Raw genomic sequence first — 24193 nt, forward strand, 5'->3', positions numbered from 1 at the left:
CGACGGTGTCGGTCACCGCGCGGAGCCGGGCCGGCGAGAGCGGCGAGGCCATCTTGCCGGCGCGCGCCGGCACCAGTGCGGTGGCCAGCACCGCATCGGCGAGGAGGTTGCGCAGCAGGCGGGCTTCCAGCAGGGGCATCTCGTCCGAGCTGATGCGGACGCGGCGCAGCGAGGCCGCCAACCCGTGGTCCCGGAGGATCTCGGCGCGGCCGTCGTGCACCTCCACGTCACCCCACGCGCGCAGTTGGTCGCGGATCTCGGTGAACTGCCGCTCGCCCAGGCCGAGCGAGGCGAGTTCCTCGGCGGGCGACGCCGGGGTGGACTGCTGCGACGCTGTCTCGGTACCGGATTCGCCCGTGTCCTGGCGCGTCGAGTTCTCGGCCGGATCGGCGTGCCCGGTCCTGGTGTCACCGTCCGAGGTGTCCCCGCTCGGTGACGTCGCGTCGGACCCGGGTTCCGGTTCGAGTCGCGAGGTGTGCCAGGACTCCTCCGACGACGACGCCGGGTCCGTTCCCCGGTCCTCCGCAGTGGTCACCACTTCTTCGTCCGTAGTGGACGAATTCAATTCCTCCAGTGCGGACGGACTCGGGCCGTCCGCCGTGGCCGTGCCCGGGGCCCGCGGTGTGGACGGACCGGCGAGGTCCGACTCGTGCGCGGAAGGCACCGGACCGGGCGCGAGGTCGCGGTAGGGCCGGTCCGGCAGGTCGGCGAGTTCCATCCTGGCTCGCTGCATGCGGGCCAGCGCAGCCCACGGGCTGTAGTGGTCGGGGTGCGCCTTCTTCGGGTCGTGCAGCAGGAAGGCCGGTTCGCCGTCGCGCCGCACGGCTTCCAACCAGAGCTTGTGCGGCGTTTCGTACAGCTCCACCCCACCGCTGCGGTGCACCCGCCGCCACCACTCGTCGACCCCGTGCTCGTCGACCCACTCGGCGACACCGACGTCGCGGCGGGTGAGGGTGTCGTCAGCTAGCGTGGCGCTCAGCGCTCGTTCGTAGGCCGAGGTGTCGATCCCGGAGAACCGCCGCACCGGCCGGTCCACCACCACGAGCGGCGCGGAGACGACGGCGCTGCGGCCCCACCGGCCCGCGATGACCTTCTTCGTCAGCACCGGGATGGAGTCCGGCCCGCCGGACGGGTCGACGACCGCGGAGAGCTTCTGCATCACGCGGCCCCACCGGCGGGTCAGGTCCGACCACTCCGCGGGGTCGCCCACGCGCTGGTCGACGAGTTCGCGGGCGCGCTGCTCGACGGCGTCGAAGACCTCCCGGGCTTCGGCCACCCGGTCGGTCAGGAGTTCCCGCACGGTGCGGCCGAAGACCCGGTCCCGCCCGTCCAGAGCTGCGGCCCATTCCGGAGCGGGGTGGGTGACCAGCCGCTCGACGTGGTCGGCGAGGTCCCGGCCGACCATCAGCAGACCGGCCACCGTCGGCACCCGGCCGAGCACCGAGGTGTTGGTGGCCGCCGCCGCGCAGGTGTTGAGGAAGTGCTGCTCGTCGTGACCGCCGGAGGCGAACATCGAGTGCACCAGCGCCTCGTCGTCGCCCAGCAACCGCTGGAACAGCGGGTCCTCGCCGAGCCGACGCCGGGCCCCCGGGGTCAGGTTGACCAGGGACAACCGCGCCAGCCGTTCCGGCAGCCCCGCGCCGGGCCGGTAGCCGGAGTGCTCCAGCGGGGACCAGCGCTCGTCGAACGGGTCGGTCCGGCTCTCCACGGACTTGGCGATCTCGACGAGCGTGGTCTCCAGCCGGTTCGGGGACATCACCCGCACCGCGTTCCGCTGGTGCACCGGACCGCGCTCGCCCAGCACCGCGGGCACCGACTCCCGCACCGGCACGAGCGACGCGGCGGCCACCGCATCGTGCAGCCACGCGCGCAGCCGCTCGGCAGCGGGCTCGGGGATGCGACCGAGGTTGTCGTGGATCGCCTGGAGCGCTTCGCGCACACCGGGATTGCCGAGGACGTCCGGCGTGCTGTCCTCGACGTGCCCGTCGTCCCCGGCGAGGGTGCCCAGCTCGGCGCGCACCGCGTTCAGCCGGTCCTCGTCCAGTCCCAGGCCGGGCAGCTCGCCGGCCACTGGGTCCGAAGTGGACGAATCCGAAGTGGACTGTTCGATGCCGGATGGCTCGGCACCGGTCTCCGGAGCCGATGGCGCACCCGGTGCCCGCGAGGACTCACCGGAATCGGCCGACTTGGCCGGCCGCTGCCCACCGGGCCGCGCGGGAGTCGTCCGCCGCCCCGCGTACAGCGGGTCCTCGTCCCGGAGGCGCTCGGCGTGCTCCTGAGCGGCCTGTTCCCCGTCCCGCCGCAACGTCGCCGCCAACGCATCGATGTTCTCGCGGTGCCGCTGGCGCACTTCGGGGTCGAGTCCGACGTGCAGCCCGACCGCCGCCGCGATCGCGAAGGCATCCTGGGCGTCCTGCGGCATCTCCCCTTGGCGCCACTTCTCCTTGTCCAGCCGGCCCGGCCGGGGGCTTCCCGGCGTCGTGCCCGGCTGCTGCGGGTGGTCCTGGCGGGGCCGTTTCCGCGACTCCTCCTGGCCGTGCTCGGCCGGGCGCTTCGGGCCTTCCGGCCGGTCACCGCCGGAATCGCGGTGCTCTTCGAGCACGACCCGGGTGTGCTGGTGGTGGCCGTCGGCGACCGGCTCGACGGACACCACCCGGAAGCGGGTCCCCAGCGGGAATCCGGCGGTGAGGTGGTGCTGTCCCGGAACCGTCCGCGCGAACCGCCACGGCTGTCCCGCGGCCGGCCGGTACACGACGTGCGCGGCTCCTGCTGGGACACTGATTCCCGCCTCGGCGGTGGCGAAGGTGAAACCACCGGGTTCGACGACCGAACCGACCTGGTGGTCGTCGTGCGGCCACGCCTGCCACCGGTGGAGTTCACCGCCGTCGTACCGGGGCGCGTTGCGCAGCGCGGAGTCGACCAGCGACGCGGCGGCGGCCGCGGTACCCCGGCCGGTGACCAGGTCGGCGTCGAACGACGGCCAACGGTGCGCCAGCAGGCCGCGCGCGGCGTCGTCCAGCGCGGCGAGGTCCATCGCCTCCGCATCGGACACCCCGTCACCATGCGTCCGCGCCAGCCACCGGCCCCGCTCGACGCGATCGGCCCATTCCTGCGGCGACCACAGGTTCCGGTAGGCGAGGTGGTCGAACAGCGTCGGCCGGTAGCCGGCCACCACCCGGCCCCGCGGGTCGTCGGCGTCGCGCCACCCCACGTGCCAGTCCCGGGCCTGCCGCAGCAGCGTCTGCGGCTCCGCGCCGCGCCGCGCGATCAGGCCGACCACGTCGTCCGGGAGACCGCCGAAGAAAGTGCTCAGGTCCACCAGGTCGGCGGCGGTGAACACCTCCGGGTCCGCGGCACGCGCGGGCAGCCCCAGCTCGTCTGCCACACCGACGAGGTGACCGACGTCGACCGCCTCGCGCAGCGCGGCGTAGCGCCGCGGGGGCACCCCGAGCCGGTCGGCGGCCCAGTTCCGCAGCGCGGTGCGCGGGTCGCCGCCCTGGCTGCCCGCCTCGGCGAGCGCACTCGGCGGGGCGCCCGTCTGGGCGCTGTGCTCGGCCAGGAGTGCTCGTTCGCCGCCGAGACCGAGTTGGTCGGCCGCCGCCGCCACGGCCGTGGGATCGAAACCGGGCGCCTGGGCCAGCCGCGCGAACCGGGTCGGCGTGATGCCCAGGCGGTCCGCCCGCCAGTGCTCGACGGCCGCTCGCGCGGAGTCCGCGTCCTGCGCCGCCCACTTCGGCAGCGGACCCGATCCGGTGCGGTCCAGGAACGACGCGAGGTCGGCGAACTCCTCGGCGCGCACACCCGTGCGGTACGCCTGCTCAGCGACGTCGCCGACGCGCAGCTGCCCGCCGTGCAGGGGTAGCCCGGCGACCGCCAACCGGTCGGCCAGCCCGTCCAGCCATGCCGACAGCCCGGTGTCCGCTTCGACGCGCTGCCGCAGGTCGGTGGCGAACACCAGCGCGTGCCGCGGCTCGTTCAGGTCGAGCACCTGGACGGCCCGGATCAGGAACGCGCCTTCGCTCTCGGGCAAGCCGGCTTCCCGGAGGAGAGCGGGGAGTTCCCCGGGCAGGCGTCCCAGTTCCTCGGCGAACTCGGCGAGCTGGGCCGGCCGCGGCCCCATGCCGAGTTCGGTGCCCAACCGGGCCAGTGCCGCGACACCGCCTTCGCCGAAGGCGTCGAGGTCACCGCCGTCGGGCCCGAACACCGACAGGTTCACCCACCACTCCAGGGCGTCCCGGAAGCCCTCGGGCGCGTCCGGGGTCGCGTTGCCGTTCCTGAAGTCGTCGCCCTCGTGCTCAAGCGTGGCCACCATGTCGTCCCACCGCGCGAGGCGTTCCGCGCCGTCCATCTCGCGGAGTTCGGCGAGGGTGACGCCGAACCGGTCTTGCGCCGCGGCGAGCGCGCCGAAGACCTGGAGCGGATCGAGGCGCGCAGCACCGGTCCCGGTCACCAGCGGATCACCGACGAAGCCGAACAACCACTCCCGCTCGGCGTCGGAATGCGCGCCCAGCAGGGCGGCGGCGCCTTCGAGGCTGCGCACGAGCAGCCGGGTCTCGTCGGCTCCAGATGTCGCCTCGGACTCCCGGATGCCCAGGAACGCGCGCAGGAACGGGCGCAGCCGCAGCTCGTTCACGCCCAGTTCGGTCGCGGCCCGCATCACACCGGGCAGCGCGGTCTCCACCTCGTCGGGCGGGAGGTCCAGTACGCACGCGTCCACCTCCTCGGTGAGCATGTCCCGCAGCTCCGCCAGCGCGTCGTAGGGCGGACGGGTGTCCGGTGCGTAGTCCGGGACCGGCCCGTTGTCCCACACCGGGTCGGTCTCGGCGTAGGCGGGCGGTGGTGCCGGCTCCCCGACCGTCACCTCCATAGATTCCGTCCCGGCCGGTTGCTCGGCGGAGATGCGCCAACTGTCCGAGGCGAGCCTTCCGGTCATCCCGGACATCGTCAGCAGCGGCAGGTACCTCGCGTCGTGCTCGTTGCCGAGGTGGTCAGCCGCGTCCTGCTGCGCATCGTTGAGCGCACGGTGGAAGAGATCTCCCCACGGGTCCGGCAGCTCGTCGATGCGCCCATTCCTGGCGCGGTCGAGGGCCCGTCGCCACTCGCGCAGGCGGGTCCGGGCCTCGTACGACGGCAGCTCGTCGAAGGCGCGGTACGTTCGCAGCGCTCGCTCCCGCAGCCGGTCCGGTGCGGTGACGAGATCGCGCGGTTCGAGACCGACGACGTTGAGGAAACTCCGGAACCGGGTGTGGCTGGCCATTCCGGTGGGCAGGTCGCGGACGAGTTCGGCGTAGTCGGCCCAGGCCGCCGGACGGTCCAGTCCCAGGACCCGCAGCCGGGAGCGCATGGTCTCCACCCAGTGCTGCACCCCGGAGCGGGGGTTCTGCAACGCAAGCAGTTCCCGGGGGAACAGCGCGGCCAGGTGGACCGGTTCCGCGCCGAGCGTCGAAGCCGCGCGCAGCAGCGTCGACGGCCGCACCCCGATCCCGGCGGCCACCAGCGGGATCTCGTCTGGGACGCGGCGCACCGTCCGGGCCAGGCCGACCAGGTCGGTGCGCGCCGCGGCGTAGTCCTGCCCCCGCAGCTGCCCGGTCCGCGCGAGGATCGACTCCAGCCGGGCCGGATCGCGTCCGGCGGCGAACCAGTCGGGGCCGCCGAGTTCGTCCTCCCACTGCCGGATCCGCTCCGGGCCCAGCTCGTCGGTCCGCTCCGCGAGGTCGGCAGCCCACTCAGTCACCGCGTCGTGGGCGCGCCGCGGCTCACGGCGCAGGTCTGCGACGGAGGTGCCGCGCTGCTCGGCGAACCGCCGCAGGCTCGCCAGCTCGCCCGGTCCGACGTGGTGCCGGGCACCGAACCACTCCAGGTCCCCGGGCTCGAACCCGAGCTGGTCCGTCCAGGTCCGCACCGCGTGCGCGGCGACGCGTTCCGGGGTGGGCGAGGCCGACTGGCCGAGCCAGGACAGGGGGACCCGCAGATCCTGCGGTTCGACCCCCAGCCGGTCCGCGGTCCGGAAGACCACGCCGGGAGCGACCTGCCACGCCTCGGACATGTCCCGGACCGCGGGCGGAAATTCCCCGAATCGCTGCACTTCCTGCACGAAGTCCAACGCGGCTGCGGGGTCGAGTCCCATGCGGTCGGCGAAGTGCGCGAGCACGGCCGGCCCCGCGCCCGCCGGGAACTCGTCCTCCGGTCCGACGTCCAGCCGCCACCGGCTCACCGCGTCGCGCCCATGGTTCGCCCCGAGTTCGTTCGGGTGCGACACGCCGAAACCGTCGAGGTAGTCGCGGAACCGCGCCAGATCATCCGGGGAGACGTTCGACACGATGCCGTGGAACCAGCTCAGCTGCGCCGGTTCCATGCCGTGCTCGGCCAGCACGTCGGCCAGCGCGTTCGCCGCCACGGCCGGGGCCGGTTCCCCGTCCACCCGCGACCGGACTGCCTCGCCCCACTCCTGCCCGTCCAGCACGTCGAGGTGGTGCGGACGGATTCCGAGGTCTCGCGCCACGTCCGCGCGGAAGTCGGTGTCCGACCAGGCTTCGGCCCAGCCGCGCGAGGCCTCCCGCCACTGCCCCGCCAACTCGGCCAGCTCGACGTCGTCGAAGCGGTGGAGATCGACGAGCACCGCGTCCCCGTCGCTGTCGAAGTGCCCCCGGCTCCCCAGGAACTGGAGGAAGTCCTCCCACTGCGCCGGTGCGATGGAGTGGTGGTGCATCCGGGCGACGAACTCGCCGCCGACCTCGTCAAGGGTGACCCCCAGCGCGTCGAGGGCGTCAGCCACCTGGTCGTAGCCGTCCCCCAGCAGCGGCGCGAGTTCCCGCACGGTGCCGGGCTGCACGCCGAGCGTGCGCGCGCACTCGTAGAGGTGGGACGCGGGGATGTCCCACTCGTCGGCGAGTGCGGGGATCTCGCGCGGTATCCGGTCGAGGTGGACGCAGTAGTCGACGAGTTCGGTCATCTCCTGCGAGGCGAGCGTCGCCCCGATCCGGCGGGCCAGGTCCAGCAGACCGTCGGCGTCGAACCACGGACGTGCGGTGACGGGCTCGTGCTCGGCGTCGATGCCCAGCACGATGCGGGCCGGGTCGGTCCACCCGGACCGGAGCTGGTGCCGCACTCGGGCGGTAAGGTCCGGGTCCGCGGCAAGGTCGCGCGGCTGCACGCGCGCGGCGGCGAACGCACCGATGTCGGTGACCGAGGCTTCCGCCGTTTCCAGGGTTTCGCGCAGCCCCGGGTCGAGCGCGTCGAACCAGTGCTCGTCGAGCGTTCCCAGCGCCTCCGGGCCCAGGTCCACTCGCGCGAGCCGGCCGACCACCCGGCCGGCGGTGGCGGAGGGCGGCGTGCGCCCGTCGACCGCGTCGCGCAGCACGCTGCGCGCGGCCGGCAGCACCGCGGGGTCGACGTGTAGCCGCACCGCCACCCGGAACAAGTCGCGTTCCGGCACGCCGGCGCGCTCGGCGGCCGACCGCAGGGCCTCCTCGCGCACGACGTGCGGTCCGACGGCGAGGAAGTGGCCGACGAGGAGTCGTTCGTCCACTTCGTCCAGCCCGAGCCTCCTGGCCAGTGCCACCAGGTGCTCGGCCGCGTCGGGGTCCACGGCCGCCAGGCGCCGGAACTCCTCGGGGCTGGCGCGCAGGTGCCACCGCAGCACGGCGTCCCGCCCGGCCTCGGGTCCGAGGTCGCGCAGCTGGCGCGGATCGAGCCCCTGGTCCGCCAGCCAGCGCGAGAAGTCCGACAGCGCGCGGGGTCCCAGGTCGCGGACGGCTCCGGTGAACCACGGCAGGTCCGCGGGTGTCAGGGAGAACGGTGCGAGCCGCTCGCGCACCGCCTCCTCCCACAGGTCCGCGTCGGCGCGCGTCCGGTCGCGGCGCGCCGCGACCTCCACCGCGCGGGCCAGGTCCGCGTCTCCCGCGAAGATCTCCAGGTGTTCGCGGTCCACGCCGAACCGGCGCGGCAACTCCGCCCCTGGATCGTCCGAGCCCTGTTCGACGAGCGTGCGGGTCGGCGCGTCGAACCGCTGGAAGTCACCGGTTTCCGGGTCCACGAGCCGGAACTCGGTCTGCGACACGAGCTCCCACCGCAGCGGCACGACTTCCCCGTTCAGGCGGTGGTGTTCGGCGCGGCCGCTGGTCTCCGTGCGGTCGTCGAGGTGCACCTGCCCGAGCGGCGCTCCCTCGGGCGTGAACAGGTTCATTTGCTGCCGCACGACACGACCGTCGGCGTCCACCAGTGCGACCTCGCCCCGCTGCCGCCCGTGCAGCGTGGTGTACCGCCACAGGTCTCTCACCTGGTCGTAGCTGACCTCGAACCTGCTGTCCTCGCCCGCGTCAGGGACGCTCCCGCCGCCGGGGTGGCCCGCTGCCTGCCGCGGGGCGCGCTGCTCGGCTTCCCGCGCGCTGTACTCGGCGAACAGGGTGTCCGGGTCGTGGCCGAGGGAACGCAGGTTCTCCTCGGCCTGCCGCAACGCCTCCTGAGCTTCATCCAACCGCGCCTGGGCCTGCCTGCGGTGGCCGGTTCCCGTGCTCGACTCTCCCGGGTTGTGCAACGCCCGCCGGATCCCGGGATCGGCCAGCAGCCTGCTGAACTCGCTGCGGGCGCGCAGGTAGCGCTCCCAGGCTTCGATCCCCGTCCTCGAACGCGGGTCGGCCGGGTCGTGCAGGCCCAGGTCCTGGGCCCGCCGGGTCAGGTCGTCGACGCGGTCGGACACTCCCAACGGGTCGTAGTGCTCGTTGATCAGGTACCAGTCCGGGAGGTCGGGGGACTCGACGCCCATGACGTACTCGCGCCGGACTCCACCCGGGAACGACACCTCGCGTTCGTGCACCGCCCCGGCCCAGGCAGCCGGACCGAGCGTCGGGTTCAGGTCCACCCCGCCCGGAGCGTCGACGTCGTACCGCCGCTGGCCGTACGCCTGCCACCCTTCGGACCTCGTCGTGGCCACGTACATCGACTCGGTGTTCAGGTAGTGGAAGGAGCCGAGGTCGACGTCCGTGGTCCGCCCGCGCGCCACCGCCCACCGGTTCTCCGGATCCAGCGGAGCGAACCCCTCCTCGAAGATCGTGCTCTCCGGCCGGTCGTCGAACCGGTGCAGCAGGTCCGAGTCGGCCCGCCACAACGGCGACGGGGTGATCTCCTCCGGGCGCGGACGGTTCACGGCCGCCTGCAGCGGGTCGAAGCCGGGGCGCGAGGTCGGCGGGTGTGCCTCCACCGGGTGGACGGCGCCCGGAGACGTCCAGCCCAGGTACTCGCCATCCGAGGAGCGGTCGGAGGCGAGATCGGCCCGGTACCACCTGTAGCGCGCCTCGACTTCGCCGTCGTCGTCGACTCTGCGCTCCAGCTTCCCGACCAGCCGGGGCTGTTCGCCCTCCGGCACGACCTGGACGATCTCGACATCGCCGGTCTCCTGGTCCAGGTACCGCCACCAGTGGCCGTCCGCGCTGAGCTGCCGGATCCGCCCGTCCTCGGCCACCTCGGGTGCGCGCCAACGCTCGACCGGCGCGTAGGCGATGTCGGGGTCCGAGGACTCCTCCGGTGCGGGCACCTCGCGCGCGGGAGCCAGGTGCACGTTGGAGGACACCTGCTGGTCGACCGCCTCGCAGGTCTCCTTGTCGATCCAGAAGGTCCCATCCGGGGTTTCCACGCGGATCCGGGCCTCGTGGAGCCAGGCTGTTCCCAGGTGCACGCGTCCGAGTCCGTCGGTGAACATGAACCGACCCGTCCGCACGTCGTGCCCCACGGTCCCGTACGGCGTGTCCCCGTCGTGCAGCGCGAACGTCTGGTAGGCGAGGTGACGGTCCGCGCCGTCGTATTCCTGGAACCAGCCGGTGTCGGGGTCGGTGACCCGGAAGCGGCGGCCTCCGCCGGTCTCGGAGAACTCGACCTCCATCCCTTGGTCGCTGCCGTCCACGAACAGCCGGGCGGTGGGCTCGTCGCCCCGGAGATCGACGACCACGTGCCCGATCAGCTCGTCGCCCTCGACCAGGTTGACCCGTCGCTCCACCACGGTCCACTCGGCGTCGCGGCGCACGTACTCGCCCTCGCGGGGACCGCGCAACGTGGTCGTGATCGTCTCGTCGGTGCCGGGGACCGCCGTGGTCTCCTCCAGCCAGGCACGCGGTCCCGCCGGCGGCTGGTCCGGCGCACCGCCCACCCCGGGACCGTGCACCCGGCGGTAGTCGTCGACCCGCGACACCCACTCGCGCAGCGCCGCGTGGGGATCGTTGCCCCACTCCCGCAGACCCCGCTCCGCAGCGGCCACCGCGTCCTGGGCCCGGCGCCACTCCTGCTGCGTGTGCGCGGCGCCGGCCGACGAACCCGGCCGTCCGGCTGCGTACTGCGCCATGTTCTCCTGGTGCAACGCCTCCTCGTAAGCCCACCAGGCCCGCATGCGGGTCGCGGGCGCGTCCGTCCCGGGTGCCGGCCGGTACCCACCGGCCTGAGCCTCCAGGTATCGCTCCCAGTCCGCCAGGTCCGGTCCCAGGTACCACGTCGCGGGGGCGTCCAGGCCGTGGTTGCCCGTGCCGCGTGTCCGACCACCCCCGGTGGACGAGGACGGCTCACCGGCCGACTCGTGCGGCTGGACAGAGCGATCCTCGCCCTGACCGACCGGACCGGGTTCCGCAGAACCCATCCCAACAGCCGCCGACTCCTGCTGCCCCCGCACATCCGATACCCCGGACGGCCCCCGGCCGGAAGAAGGTGTTCTTGCCGTTCTGAACTGAGTCCCGGCCTCCTGCAGCAGGTCGTAGACCGCCTTCTGGCTGAGCTGGTAGCGCTCTTCCCTGGCCGCCAACGCCCGGGTGGAGAGACCCTCCTCCTCGTAAGCCTCCCGCAACCGCTCCGCCAAAGCCCCACGCTCCGCAGAACCACGCGCGGGAAGAGGCTTCCGCGCCACCGGCTCCTCGGCTGACATCTCCACATCCGCACCACCACCCGGACCCGACCAACCGGCATGGCCCCCGGGCGCACCACCGAAGCCACGCGGACGTGTCCCCGAACCCCGGTACAGATCCGTTTCCCGCAACTCGCGGGCCAGCCGCCGTGCGGCCTCCTCACCCTCACGCTCGAATCGATCAGCGATGGCGCTGAGATTCCGCTCGTGGGCATCACGAGCCGCACCAGCCTCGCCGGAACCGATACCGACGTAGTGCAGATTCATCTCACGAGCGATCTGGCGGGCACGCTCGATCGCCGACGGAACCTGGTCAGCAGGCCACTTATCCTTCTCCCACCGCGTCGGACCACTTCCGGCGGACGAGGACGGCTCTCCGGCCGCCCCCGACGGACCCTGCACATCCGATCGCACCGACAGCCCCCGCCCGGAAGACCCTCCCCCCGGCCTTCCCCTCGACCTGAGCTGAGTCCCGGTCTCGCGCAACAGCCTGCGGACCGTTGTTTGGGAGATCTGCTCCCTAACCTCCAAATCGATGATGGAAAGGCCCTCGTGCTCGTAACCGGTCCTCAACCGCGCCGCCAACTCCCGACGCTCCACCGAACCAGCCCCAGGCACAGACGAGGAACGGACCCCTGCCGGCCTCATACGAGTCCCGGCCTCCCGCAACAGCCTACGGACCGTTTCGTGGCAGATCTGCTCCTTAGCCGCCAACTCCTCGATGGTGAGGCCCTCGTGCTCGTAACCGGTCCTCAACCGCGCCGCCAACTCCCGACGCTCCACCGAACCAGCCCCAGGCACAGACGAGGAAAGACGCGCTGTCGGCCTCATACGAGTCCCGGCCTCCCGCAACAGCCTGCGGACCGTTTCGTAGGAGATCTGCTCCCTAGCCGCCAAATCGATAGTGGAAAGGCCCTCCCGCTCGTAACCGGTCCTCAACCACGCTGCCAACTCCCGACGCTCCACCGAACCAGGCCCGGGCACGGACAAGGGACGAGCCCGTGCCGGCCTCATGCGAGCCTCGGCCTCGCGCAACAACCCATGGGCCACGCCGTAGGAGATCTGCTCCCTAGCCGCCAACTCCCGGACGGAAAGGCCTTCCCGCTCGTAACCGGTCCTCAACCGCGCCGCCAGCTCCCGACGCTCCACCGACCCCGGTCGGGGGACTCTCTGTCCCTCGGCCCCGCTCGAACCAGCACCCTGCTGACCGCCGCCAACAGGACCGGGCTCCCCCGGGACGGCAGCGGCGAACGAGTCACCCTCGACACCCGGCACAACCTCGCCGACCTGGCCGGCGGCAGCCCGATGACCACCGGCATCCTCGACGAGCGGCTGACCGGTGGCGGCATCCGACACCCGCACCGACCCGTCGGCCGCGACCTGTCGCACCCACCTGTCGTCCTCGCTGAACTGCACCAACTCGCCGAGCAGCGCGACTGGTTGCGCCCAACGCACTCCGTGGTCCACCAACATCGCCGGCACACCCGACGACCGCCCGGACAACACCGCATCGGGATCGTGCAACACCTGCTGCGTGACCGGCCCCAGCACCAACCGCCCCACCGGGGACTGCACCACGAGAGCCGACTCGTCCTCGGCCCACGCCCCCCGGTGCACCGCTCCGGTCACATCGGCGAACACCGCCTGCCCAGTGCGGAAGTCCTGTTCCAACCAACCCACACGCCGCCCGGACCCGTCACCCAGCACGATCCCCGATCGTTGCCCGATGAACTCCCGCGACGAAGCGTCGAACCCGAAGAAATCGCCCGTGACCGGATCCACCAAGCGGAACTCGGCGTCCGACACCGGCTCCCAACGCCACACCGCGGCGGAACCGTCCGGGGCGCGCAGGACTGCCTCCCGTGAGACCCGGTCCACGACCGCGAACCCCAACGGCTGCCGCGCAACGTCGAGCAGAGTCATCCCCTGCTCCACCACCGCACCGGTGGAGTCGTACCGCACATAGTCGTCCGAGCCCCACGCATGGGCAGCAGCCGAACCCGAGGACTCACCCGGCCCGCCTTCCGACGGGAACGCCGCGTCCCCCGGCGCACCCCCGAAACGACGCGGATGCGTCTGCCAACCCTCGTACAACCGTTGGGAATCACGCAGCTCCCGCGCGAACCGCCGTGCGGCCTCCTCGCCGTAGCGCTCGAAGTGGTCGGCGATGGCGTTGAGATTCCGCTCGTGGGCCTCCCAGCCTTCCGGGGCGTACCCGACGTGCCCCAGCTGTTCCTCGCGGGCGATCTCCCGCGAGCGCCGGTATGCCTCCGGGAAGTCCCCTTCGCGCCACTTGCCCTTGTCGAACCGCGTCCGGCCCGTCACCGCTGCATGCGGGGCGTAGTGCTCGTTGACCAGGTACCAGTCCGGTTCATCCGGATCAACCGCGCCCATGATGTGCTCGCGGCGGATACCGCCGGGGAAGGCGATCTCGCGCTCGTGCGGGTGGTGCACCGCCGGCCCGAGAGTGGCGTTGACGTCGATGCCGCCGGGCGCGTCGATGTCGTAGCGGAAGTCGCCGGGCTCCGACCAGTTCGGCGTGCGCGTGGTGCTCACGTACGTGGCCGGGATTCCGGTGGTGTGGTGAGTGAAGGTCACCAGGTCGACCACGTTGTCCGGGAAGTCCGGGATCGGCCAGCGGTTGTCCGGGTTGCGGGGGCGGAACCCGGTTTCGAAGATCTCCTCCACCGGTCGGTCGTCGAGCCGGTGCAACAGCTCGGAGTCGGTTCGCCACAGCGGCGCCGGGGTGAGCACGTCGGGGTCGGGCCGCTCGACGGCGGCGTGCAGCGGGTGGAAGCCGGGATTCGCGCTCGGCTGGTGCTCTTCCACGGGATGGAGGCCGCCGACGTCCGACCGGCCCACCCAGACGCCGGCCGGGGTCTGCCGGGAGGCGAGGTCGACGCGGTACCAGTCGTAGCGCGGTGCGACGACGGGCGGGTTGCCTCCACGTCCCGGGGCCTTCACCTCGCGCACCAGCCAGCCGACCAGTTTGGCGGGCCCGTCGACCGCCTGCACGATGCTCACCTCGTCGTTGCGGTCGACGACTCGCCACCACCGGCCGTCCGCGCTGAGCTGCACCAGCTTCCCGTCGTCGGTCGCGGCCCACTCCACCGACCAGCTCTCGGCGGGCGCGTAGTCGACGTCCCGGTCGAACGACCACCGCGGAGCGCTCTGCTGCGACGACGGGGCGAGGTGCACGGCGGTGGACGTCGTCGGGCGATCCTCGTCCGTGCGGTCCTTGACGACGCCGCTTCCCGGGTCGACCACGAAGTATCCGTCCAACGCCGGCAGCGTCACCGTCACCAGACCGTCGTCGTCGACCTGCCCGCGTCCCCGGTGAATCCGTCCGAGGCCGTCGGTGAACAGGACATCATTGGTGCGCATGTCACGCCACACCCGGCCCCACGGCTCGTCCGATTCGGAGCTGGTCATACCGAAGCACTGGCGCACCGCCCGGTGGGTGGCCGCGTCGAAGTCGTGGTAGTCACCGGTGTCGGGATCCGTCAGCCGGAACCACCGGTCGGCGCCGTCGCCGCCGGTCGCGTAGTCCAACTCGACCAGCTCGCCCGGTTCGTCGACGTCGTGGCCCAGACGCGCTGTGGTGCGGCCGTCGCGGTGCTCCAGCACGAGGACGCCGGCCTCGTCGAACTCGTCGAAGAGGGTCAGCCGTTCCTCGACGACCGCGCCCTCGACGAGCAGGCGCTCACCGATGCGGTGCCCGACCGGCGTGGTCGCGTCTTCGCCGGTCGGCTGGTCGGACCGCGCCGCCAGCACGCGCGGGTCGTCGGCTTCCAGCGAGGTCGTGCGGAACGCGTTGCCGTGGGCCGCTTCGTGGTCCAACCAGTCCCCGGTCCGGAGGTCGTCCGGGCCCCACAGCTCGTGGTAGCGGGCGAACCAGTCGGTGCGGTACTGCTCGGCCAACCGGTCGAGTTCGGTGCGGTCCAGCGCCCTGCCGGTGCTGAGCACGGCGAATTGGTCACCGGCCCGCGACAGCGCGGGCGCGGCCTCCGCCTCGAACGCGAAGTGGGCGTCGAGCCCGCGCAGCAGGCCGTGCCGCTCGCGCCGCCAGGCCGCCATCCGCTCGGCGATCGTGCCGGGCTCGCCGAAGACCCGGTCGGCCGCCTCGCCGATCCGGGTCCGCAGCCCGCGGCGGACCCGGTCGACCTCCTCACCGGACAGCTGCCGGTCGCGCCGGCCACCACTCCAGTCCGCGAGGGCCTCGGTCAGCTGCCGGTGCACGTCCGCGACCGCGACGGACCTCGCCTGCGCGAGGACGACTTCGGCCTGCAGCCGTTGACCGTCGAGCAGTTCCGCGGTGGCGCGCTCCCAGCCGGCAACCCGGTCCGATTCGTCCACAGCGGAGTCCGCTCCGAAGGCACGGCGGAACTCCGCGTCGACGCGGTGGGCCAATCCCACTCCCAGGCGGGCGCGGGCCGCGGCGTCGGGCTCGCGCAGGGCGGTGCCGAAGGTCTCGGTGAACTCGGCCCCGAACCTGGTCTCGGCGTCGCGCCACGCGCCGGCCGCGGCGTCCGCCGCGTCGAGGGCGCGGCGCACCGCCGCCTCGCGCGCGGCCTGCACCGCGAATCCGCGTGCCAGCCGGGCCGTTTCCTCCTCGAACGCGCGGTTCCAGGTCTCCAGTGCGTCATGCGCCTCGGTCGGCAGGTGCCGCGCCGATTCGGTGGAACCGAAGACCTCGCCGAACCGGTCGTCCAGGGCGGCGTGGTATTCGCGCCGCAGCTGGCGCAGGCTGGCCGCCGACAGCGGCTCCGCGCCCACCAGCAGCTCCTCGGGCAGCCCCTGGCGCGCCTGTTCATCGTCGCGCCAGGAATCGGCCAGCCGCGCGAACTCGCGCTCGGCGTGCGAGCGCGCAGTCTCGTAGCCCGCGCGCAGGTCGAGATCCTGGAACAGCTGCCGCGTCATGTCGTTCAGCTCGGCCTCGGCCGCCAGGGCCTGTTCCCGCGCGTCCTCCGGGCGGTGGAACAGACGGCGCACCCGTTCCTGCGCCTGCTCCTCGAACCGGGCGCGCGCGTGCTCGCGGAGCCGCGCCGCCGACTCCGGCGACAGGTCGAACTCGAACGGCACTCCGGAAGCCCCGGTCACCTGGTGCCGCCACGTGGTGAACGCGCTCTCGAAGCGGCGCAGGGCTCGCGCGACGGCCGCCTGGCGCACGGCCTCCACTCCGAAGGAGTCGTGCAGCCCGGCGAAGCCGGTGTCCTCCCCCTCGTGCACCCGCTGGCGCTCGTTCTCGCGGATCCGGCCCAGCACGTCGTCCGGCAGATCCGGGTTCTCCCTCGACCACGCCTCGAACTCCGCGTCGAACCGCGCGTCGGTCTCGGCCCGCCGAGCGGCTTCGCGTTCGGACTCGGCGAATCGGGCATCGTAGTCCCGGTGCAGCTCCCGTTGAGCCTGCTGCCACCGCGAGGCCCGGGCGTCGGAGGCGGCGCCGTACGACGGCGCGTCGACCAGTTCCGGTTGCCGCGACGGGGCATCGTCAGCGGAGTCCGAAGTGGACTCGTTGTGGTGTTCGGCCGGCGGGCCGCTCCGGTCCCCGAGCTCCGCGGTGCTCTCGCCGTCCGGAGCGGAATGCGCGGACGCCGCAGCAGACGGTTCCCGCTGGTCCAGCCGCACGACCCCCAGCGGGTCCCACTCACCGCTGCGGCGTTCGGACGCCTGCTGCGACGTGCCTTCGCCGTGGTCCTCCTCGGGCGTGCCCGGCTCCGCCGGCGGTTCCAGCCCCAGCTCGCGCAGGCCGGCCGCATCGGTGCGCAGCACCGCGCCGCCCGGCTCGTGCACCGCGCGCGGGTTCGTCCAGTTCGCGGGCACGTTGCTGCCCCGGTACTCGGGGGTGATGGTCCAGCTGACATCGCTCTGCACCAGGTAGACCGGGCCGACCCAGGTGTGCATGTCCTCGGTGAGCGTGCCACCGACCTCGTGGGTGTCGGTGACCTTCTGCTCCGCCGCCGGGCCCTTGATCATGGCTTCGACGGTCAGGCGTCCCATCTCGCCGGGGGTGTTCGCGGCCGGGTTGGTGTTCCACAACTCCCCGACGAACGCGAACCGGCTGGACAGGCCGCCCGCCAGGGTTGTCTCGCGTTCGGTCCGGAGCTTGTCGCCGGTGGTGTGCTTGGTTTCGAAGGAACCACCGTCGGCCCCGACGCGGACGACGCGCGGGTTGTGCATCCGCGCGTGCACGGTCACCGAGTTGATCGGTGAGTGGTTGAGCAGGCCCGCGTCGAGATAGCCGTCCGAACCGAGGCCGTTGATGCGGTAGCCGTCCTCGCTGGTGGCTTCCCGGAACGCCGACGACAGCGCGTTCCGCGTGGTCATCGCCGAGACCCGGTGCCGGGTCGCCGTCGCCCCCGGCGGCAGTGACGGGGTCGCGGGGCCCTCTTCCCCGCGCGGACCGCCGTCGAGCACCGCGTCGATCTCGGCCCGCACCCGGTCGGTGCGAACGGACACCCGACTCGACGCGGGCAGCCGGTGCGTCGGGGTGTCCCATCCGCCGGTGGCCTGTTGCGGCACCGGCGGTTGCGTTTCGGAGAGGGGTAGCGCGTCGTGCTCGGGCACGGACTGCCGGACGGCGTCGGTGATGGTTCCGAGGTCCACCCGGTCGACGAGCTCGGCGGTCGTCGACGGGAAGTACCGGTCGAGCAGGCCCAGCGACAGGGTTTGCGGAAGCCTGCCCCACCCTGCGGTCTTCTCGATGGTGAGGGTGAGGTTCAGGTCGTGGGAGAACGTCACGGTGGCGCCACCGTGGTCGCCGCCGTGCTCAGTTCCCGCGGTCCTCGTGCGTTCCGCGGTGTCCTTCCTCGTCGCACTGCCCTCCCCGACGCCTGCGGGCCCGGGGTTGCGCTGGACCTGCGCGTTGGGCTGAGCGGAGAACGCCCCGTGCAACTGCCCGGTCTCGGTCCTGGCGGTGTCGTCGCGTTGGACCTCCTCTCGCGCGGTCTTGGACTGCTCGCCCAGCTCCCACCGGTCCGAGCGGCCCACCGGCGTGCCCTGCCCTTGAGTGCCGCGCAACGTGAGGGTGATATCCGTGCGCCCCAACGGACCCGCGTAGTGGTACGTCGTGCGGATGCCGCCGCCGACGATGTCGGAGTACAACGCGTCCAGGCCCTTGGGGGCCAGCGCGGGGAAGAACCGGGCATGCACCGCGGAATCCACGCGCCCGACGCTGGGATCCACCAGCAAGTCGCGCAGGGAGGATGCGGCGTCGGCCACCTTCCGGTACAGCGACTGGACGAAGCTCTGCCGGGCGGGCTCGGGGATCTGGTCCGGGCCGAGTGCGGCGAGCGCTTCCTCGATGCGCCCGACGAGGTTCCGGGTGACCTCGGGGCGCACGCTGATCCAGCCGTCGCCGAACGCGGCGTAGGGGGGCGCTTCGAAGCGGCCCCCTTCGAACACCGGAGCCAGGTCCGCGGCCGGCTGGTCGATGTGCCACGTGACGTCCTGCGGACCGCCGACCCGGTGGATCTGGTCGGCCGGGACCCACACGCGCACCGCGTCGCTCTTGTCGACCTGCGAGTGCGTCCATGCCGAGCTGCTGTACACGTCGCCGACGACGGCGGCGATGTGCTCGGTGTTGCGTCCACTGAGGACGATGCTGGCGTCGTAGGAGACGAGGTAGGCGGGTCCGGTGTAGGTGCGGACGCGCGAGCTCTCGTGCTGGTGGCCGACCGACGTCCCAGCGCCGGTCTGCTCGGTGCGCGTGTTTACGCCTTGCGGCACGGCGGTGCCGGAGGCGTTCATCCGCATGTTGGAGCGGACGTCCAGGGTGCTCTCGCCGGTGTGCTTCGCGGTCGTGCCGTGGCTGGTGCCACCGGTGTTCTTCGCGGTGAAGGACAGTTCGATCCGCTCGGCGCGGTCGAGGACCTTCGGGTTGCTCAACGTGGTCCGCAGGGCTGCCTCGCCGAGGCTGTCGCTGTACCCGGTGAGCAGCTCGCCCTGCCGGTAGCGCTCGACCTGGACTCGATAGGTACCGGTCACCGCGCGGTCGAGGTTGGCCGCGACCTCAGGAGCCGAGGTGAATCCGTGCACCCGGTTGGTGGCGAGCACGCTGTCATCTCCGAGGTGCTGCAGCGGGTCGTCGGCGGCGGCCTCGTCTCCGAGCCCGTCGAACGCCTTGACCTCGCGCAACACCTGCTGGGTCAGGCCGCGCGGGAGGTCCAGGCTGTGCACCGCGTAGTCGTCGGGCAGCGACGCTGGGCGCCAGCCCTCCGGCCGCGCAGGTTCGCCCCCGAACACCTGTCGGAAGCGGCCGGGTTGCGGGTTCTCGGCAGGCGTGCCACCGGGCGGGCGGGTCCCGGCCGCGACCTGGACGGTGACGCGGTCGTCGTCGGCGAGGTGGTCGATGCGGCCGTTCGGGCCGAACACGTCGATCTCGTAGTGCACTTGCTGGCTGTACTCGTGCAGGTTCGCGGCCTTCCACGACGCGGTGCTCTCGTACCCAGCCGTGATCGTCGAGGTATGCTCTGAGTCGCCGAACTTCTTCGTGTACGTGCCGGAGACCTGGACGGTGCGGACACCGTCCCGACCGGTCGGCACCGCCCCGCCGAACCCGCCGCTTCCCAACCAGTTCCCCCGGGCGGTCGTGGTGTGCTCGTCCCCGGTCGCCGCCGTGAGCTCGCTCTTGAGTTCGCCGCGCACCGGGACCGGTCCGGACTCGTACTGCCCCGGGGTGGCGCGCAGGCGCACCCACACGTGCTCGGTCGACCGCGACGTCCCGACGTGGGTTTCCCGTTCCAGCACGAAAGCCCAGCCGTCCCCGGCTAGTTCGGTGGCGTGCGCGGCGAACGACTCGGGGGTGACGAGCGCGTTCACCCGCTCCGCGTTCCGGCTGACCAGCGGGCGTTGATGGGTGGTCTCCCCGTCGCCCGGCAGAGCGGTGCCGCCGAGGATCCGGGTCAGGGCGCGAGCAACCCGGTCGACTCCGCCGAAGCGGATGCGCCCCGCTCCGAACACGCTCAACGGCGAGATGGTGGCCAACGGGTTCGGCGTCGGTCCTCGCTGATCGGCCTGCGCAGGAAGCTCCGCCGCGGCGTGGCCCGGAACCTGTCCGACCCACCCGCTGTTCTCGGCGTCCTCGCCGATCATCCACGCGGTCCCGGCCGATTCCGCGCGTTGCGGCGGGACGTCGAAGGACTCGCCGGTGTCGAGGGTCACGCGGACCCGGTAGTCCATCCCGGTGCTGAACCCGCGCACCGGCCCGGTGCTGGTGTGCTCCGTCGCCGCCAGCGTCGCCCTGGTGTTCTTCGCGGTGTGCTGGTCGCTGCCGCCACCACCGATCTTGCCCTGCACGGAAACGTCCCCGCGGGCACCGAGCGAGAAGCTGCCCTCCGCGTTGGGAAAGGCCATCGCGACGCCGCCGCCCGAGCGGACGTCGGTGGCCTGCTTGGCGGTCTCGGATGCCGTGTGCTCGGTCCTGGCGCCGGTGCTGTGGACGACCGCGGTATCGGCCACGCCGTGCAGCGGCCGTGGTGATCGCGGAGTGGCCTCCACCTGGACGGTGGCCGTGCGAGTCCGACCGTGGTGCTGGTACTCCAGTGTCGTCGAGACCGCCCGTCCGGCGAACAGGTCCTTCGACCGGATCGACAGACCATTGCCGCTCACCATGTCGCGCAGCGCGGTGCGGGCTGCCGTGCCTATCTCCGCGAGTTCGCTTCGCAGCGCGGAGTTCTGCGGAAGCGCCTCGACGACCCGGGTGAACAGCTCGGGCTGCCCGCTGAGGTGAGCGAACAGAACCTTCTCCGAGTGCGGGACCGGGCCCTCGACCGCGGGTTCCGCTGCCGGGGCCGCCTCCCGCACCGAGTCGGCGACGGACAGCTCCACCTCGGAGGTCGCGGTCCCGGCGCGCACCAGGGGTGCCTCGCCGCTGCGGGTCGCGGTGATCTCGTACCACAGGTCGTGCCTGGTGGTGTGCAGGTCGCCTTCCGGAACCACCGACGAGGAGTGCTGAACCCCGGTGTCTGTCCGGGACGACCAGCTCGGGGTGGTGCTGGCGTTGATGGCGGTGTTGGCCTCCACCACGGACATCGGGTTGTGTAGCCCGGTGCCGAACATGCCGGTGAGGCCGACGCCCTTCTCCCGGCGCACTCCCGACGCGATGCTGTCGGAGGTCGTGCCGTACTCGCCGGAGGCGGCCTCGATGTCGTTGTCGCCGTCGAGCACCGCGCCGCCGCGATGACCGGGGGCCGCCCCGCCGATCGAATGCGCCTCGCCGACGGGCCGGGCGCGCACGGTGACCTCAACGCCGTCGGCACCGTGCCCGAGGGACGAGATGACGCCTTCTCCAGTGAGCGAGGGGAAGTTCTTCTGCAGCTCGGCGTTGGAGAACGCCGCCTGGAACACCTCCCGCGCTTGCGGGGAGACGCCGAGTTCCTGGAGGGCGCCGTCGAGGTCGATCCGCAGGCCGCCGCCGTCGACGCGCACGGCCGCGGCCAGGTTCAGCGACAGCAGCTCACGCATCCGTAGGGTGCGCGGGGCTGACGGGGGCTCCGGCGCGGCAGCGCCGGGATCCGCCGGAGTCATGTCGATCGCGACGTGCGCCGGGCGGTCGCGCACGACGGCCGCCGGGGGCTGTTGCGGCGGAGTCGGAGTGGACCGGGGCGAAGCCGTGCGTTCGGTCGGCGGGGTTGCGTCGGCGGTGGGGGAACCGCTCGACGATGTGGCCTGCTGGGGCGCGCTGCTGCCAGTGGTGGACCTGACCGGGTTCGCTGCGGGAGTGCCGCTCGAGGTCGCCACGTCCGGCGTGCTCCGGTCGGTGGTCGCCTCGCGCGGTGTTCCGGAGGTGGTGGGCACTGTGGATGCGTTTTCCGACGACGAGGTCGTAGGCACCGTCGGCGAGGTGGTGCGCGGCTGCCGGTCGAAGCCGGTGCCGCGCGGGCTCTCGGCGTGGCCTGCCTGCACGGCGCCCGGCTCGCGGGTCACCACCGATGACGGCGGTTGCGGCTGCATCACCGGCGGAGGGGCGACGGTGCTGCTGCCCTGCTGGGCGTGTTCAGACGTCGGGTTCCCTTCATGGGCGACGGGTGCCGATGCAGCGGTGGTGTGCGGTGCCGGGATGGTGCCCGCACCCGCGTGCTCCTGGGTGGCGGACGAACTCGGTGCGTGCTCGGTCGTGGATCCCTGAGCAGTGACGCGCGGCTGGTCGGTCTCAGAACTCCGACCAGTGACATGCGACTGCCCAGTCCCAGAATCCTGACCCGAAACGTGCGACTGCTCGACCGCGGGTCCACGCGTGGTGTGCGGGTCGTGCACGGACTCCTGGTGCTCGGTCGGCTCGCCGCCATCGGTGGAGTGCCGGATCGGGGTGCTGGAATGCGTCGTCGAAGCAGAACTGTCCTGCGTGGATGCGCTGCCGGTACCGGACTCGGATTCGTTCCCGAGCGCTGCTGGGCTCCGCATCTGGTGCCCCTGCGCGTGCTCGTGTCCCGTGACCGGATGGTCCGCGCCGGGCCGAATCTGGTCGCTGCTGGACAAGTCCTGTGTGGACACGTCCGCGTCGTGCGATTCGGTCTGCTGCTGCGGCGAAGTCTCCACGGCGGATGGCTGCTCGCCCGGAGCGCGTCCCGGAACCGTACCCTGGTGGGCCACCGGTTCGGTCTGTCCCGACGACGTGGCCACCGGAGTCGCGGTGTCCTGCACGCCGCTCGTATCCCGGGTGACTGCCTCCGCATCCCCGGCGCCGACGTGCTGCGCCGTCGACGGTTCGCTGGCCTCCGATGGAGTCGTGCCCTGGTGAGTCGCCGGGACGGTCTGCTCCATCTGCTCCGACGAGGTCGTTTCGCCTTCCCCGGACGTGGCCGAAGCTGCCTCCTGTCCCTGCTGCGCCGTCTCGACCGAAGACGACGTCGCCACCGGGGACTCGGAGTCCCGCGCCCGGTCGGACTCCGTCTGGACCTCGGTGTCCACGGGTCCGGCCGACTGCGTCACCGGGGCGGTGCTCTGCACGGCCGCGCCGTCCGCGGAGACGTCGGTGCCGCGCGCGGCGTCGGCAGCGTCGGCAGCGGACGCCGGTGCGTGGGAGGTGGGTTTGCCCCCGCCGAGACGGCTGAAACCGCCCGCCATCGCTGAGGAGAACGCGTAGTTGTTCAGGCTGTCCTCGCCCAGCGCCGCGTCGCTCGCGGCGGCGGCGCCGTACCCGGCGGCGCCCTGGGCCGCCGCGCCGACCGTCGCCCCGGCCGCCTGCCCGGCGCGGGTGCCCAACGCCTCCTGCGCCGCCTTGCCGAGCGTGCCCCGCATCGCCGCGCGGCCGAGCGCATCCGTCCCGCTCTGCACGAGGCCGCCACCGACACCGCCGAAGGCGCTGCTGACCGCGGCCGCGGCAATGCTCTGGGTGTCCCACCCCTTGCGCTGCCCCGTCGCCTGCTGGATGCCCTGGACCACGACATCGGTGCCGGTGCCGAGCACCTCACCAACGGCGACGTTGACCGCGACGTTCTTGGCGATGTTGGCCACGACGCCCCGGATGATCGCCCCGATCGCCACGCGGGCCGTCGCTACGACACCGGCGGTGATGGCTCCGCCGACGATCGGGATGGCGGTGGCCAAGAGCGACGCGGCGACGAGGCCGAGCTGGATGCCGATGCTGATCTTGGCCTTCTGGATGTCGGCCGCGGCGTTGCGCGCCTGGTCCGACAGCTCCTGGGCGGTCTGCTTAAGCTGCGCCAGGCCGTCGATGACCGAACCTTCGGCATAGCCGCGGTAGGCGTCGGCGAGCTGGCCCCGCATGTGCTGCGAGACGCCGTTCGCCGAGTCCCGCACCGCGGTCTCCAGCTCCTCGATCGCCCGGACCATCCCCTCCCAGTGGTCGGCGATCCGGTTGAGCCCGTCCTGGTCCCCCTCCGGCCAGGACTGACCGCCGACGACTTTGAGGGCATCCTGCAACTGCGGGGGAAGATCACTGGGCATAACCGCGTTCCTCGGAGTTCAGCGAAAGGCGGACGTCGGAGATGCTTGGCTAGCTACCGGCCAGGCTGCTCGGGTTGAGCCGCGGCGGCCCGCACGTTCTCGGCGTTGATCTCGTCCTGCTTCTGGAGCGCGTCCACGGATTGCGGCAGCACTTGTTCGGCCACCTGCCCGAGGTTCTGCCCAATCCTGGCGAGGCCGTCCAGTTCGGACGCCGACTTGGGCGAGTAGCTCTCCTCGAAGGTCTTGCCGATCTCGTCGTCGCCCCAGCAGCCCTGCTCGTTGCCCAGTTTGGTGCGCAGATCTCGCAGGGCGTTCTCGAACTTGTGCACGGCGTCGGCAAGTTTGCCTGCGTCGTCCTTGACGCCGGGAGCGTTGAGGTAGGTTTCGTCGGGCATGGCGGTG

Annotated in this window: 2 protein-coding genes (1 of these 2 cut by a window edge); both read right to left on the bottom strand. The window is 72.4% G+C overall.

The window, feature by feature from the left end; translation table 11 throughout:
• A protein-coding gene (locus ABT324_RS02580; protein WP_351170412.1) for a scabin-related ADP-ribosyltransferase crosses the window boundary here: on the bottom strand, positions 1-23791 show its 5' portion. Its footprint begins 12053 nt before the window's first position; only the first 23791 of its 35844 coding nucleotides appear in the window; the start codon lies at positions 23789-23791; the stop codon falls past the left edge of the window.
• 53 nt (positions 23792-23844) lie between these two features.
• Positions 23845-24186 (bottom strand): hypothetical protein, encoded by a 342-nt coding sequence (locus tag ABT324_RS02585; RefSeq protein ID WP_351170414.1) that lies wholly within the window; start codon positions 24184-24186, stop codon positions 23845-23847.
• Between the last annotated feature and the right edge of the window lie 7 nt (positions 24187-24193).

The sequence above is a fragment of the Saccharopolyspora sp. NPDC000359 genome, from assembly GCF_040300525.1.
Classification (GTDB): Bacteria; Actinomycetota; Actinomycetes; order Mycobacteriales; family Pseudonocardiaceae; genus Saccharopolyspora.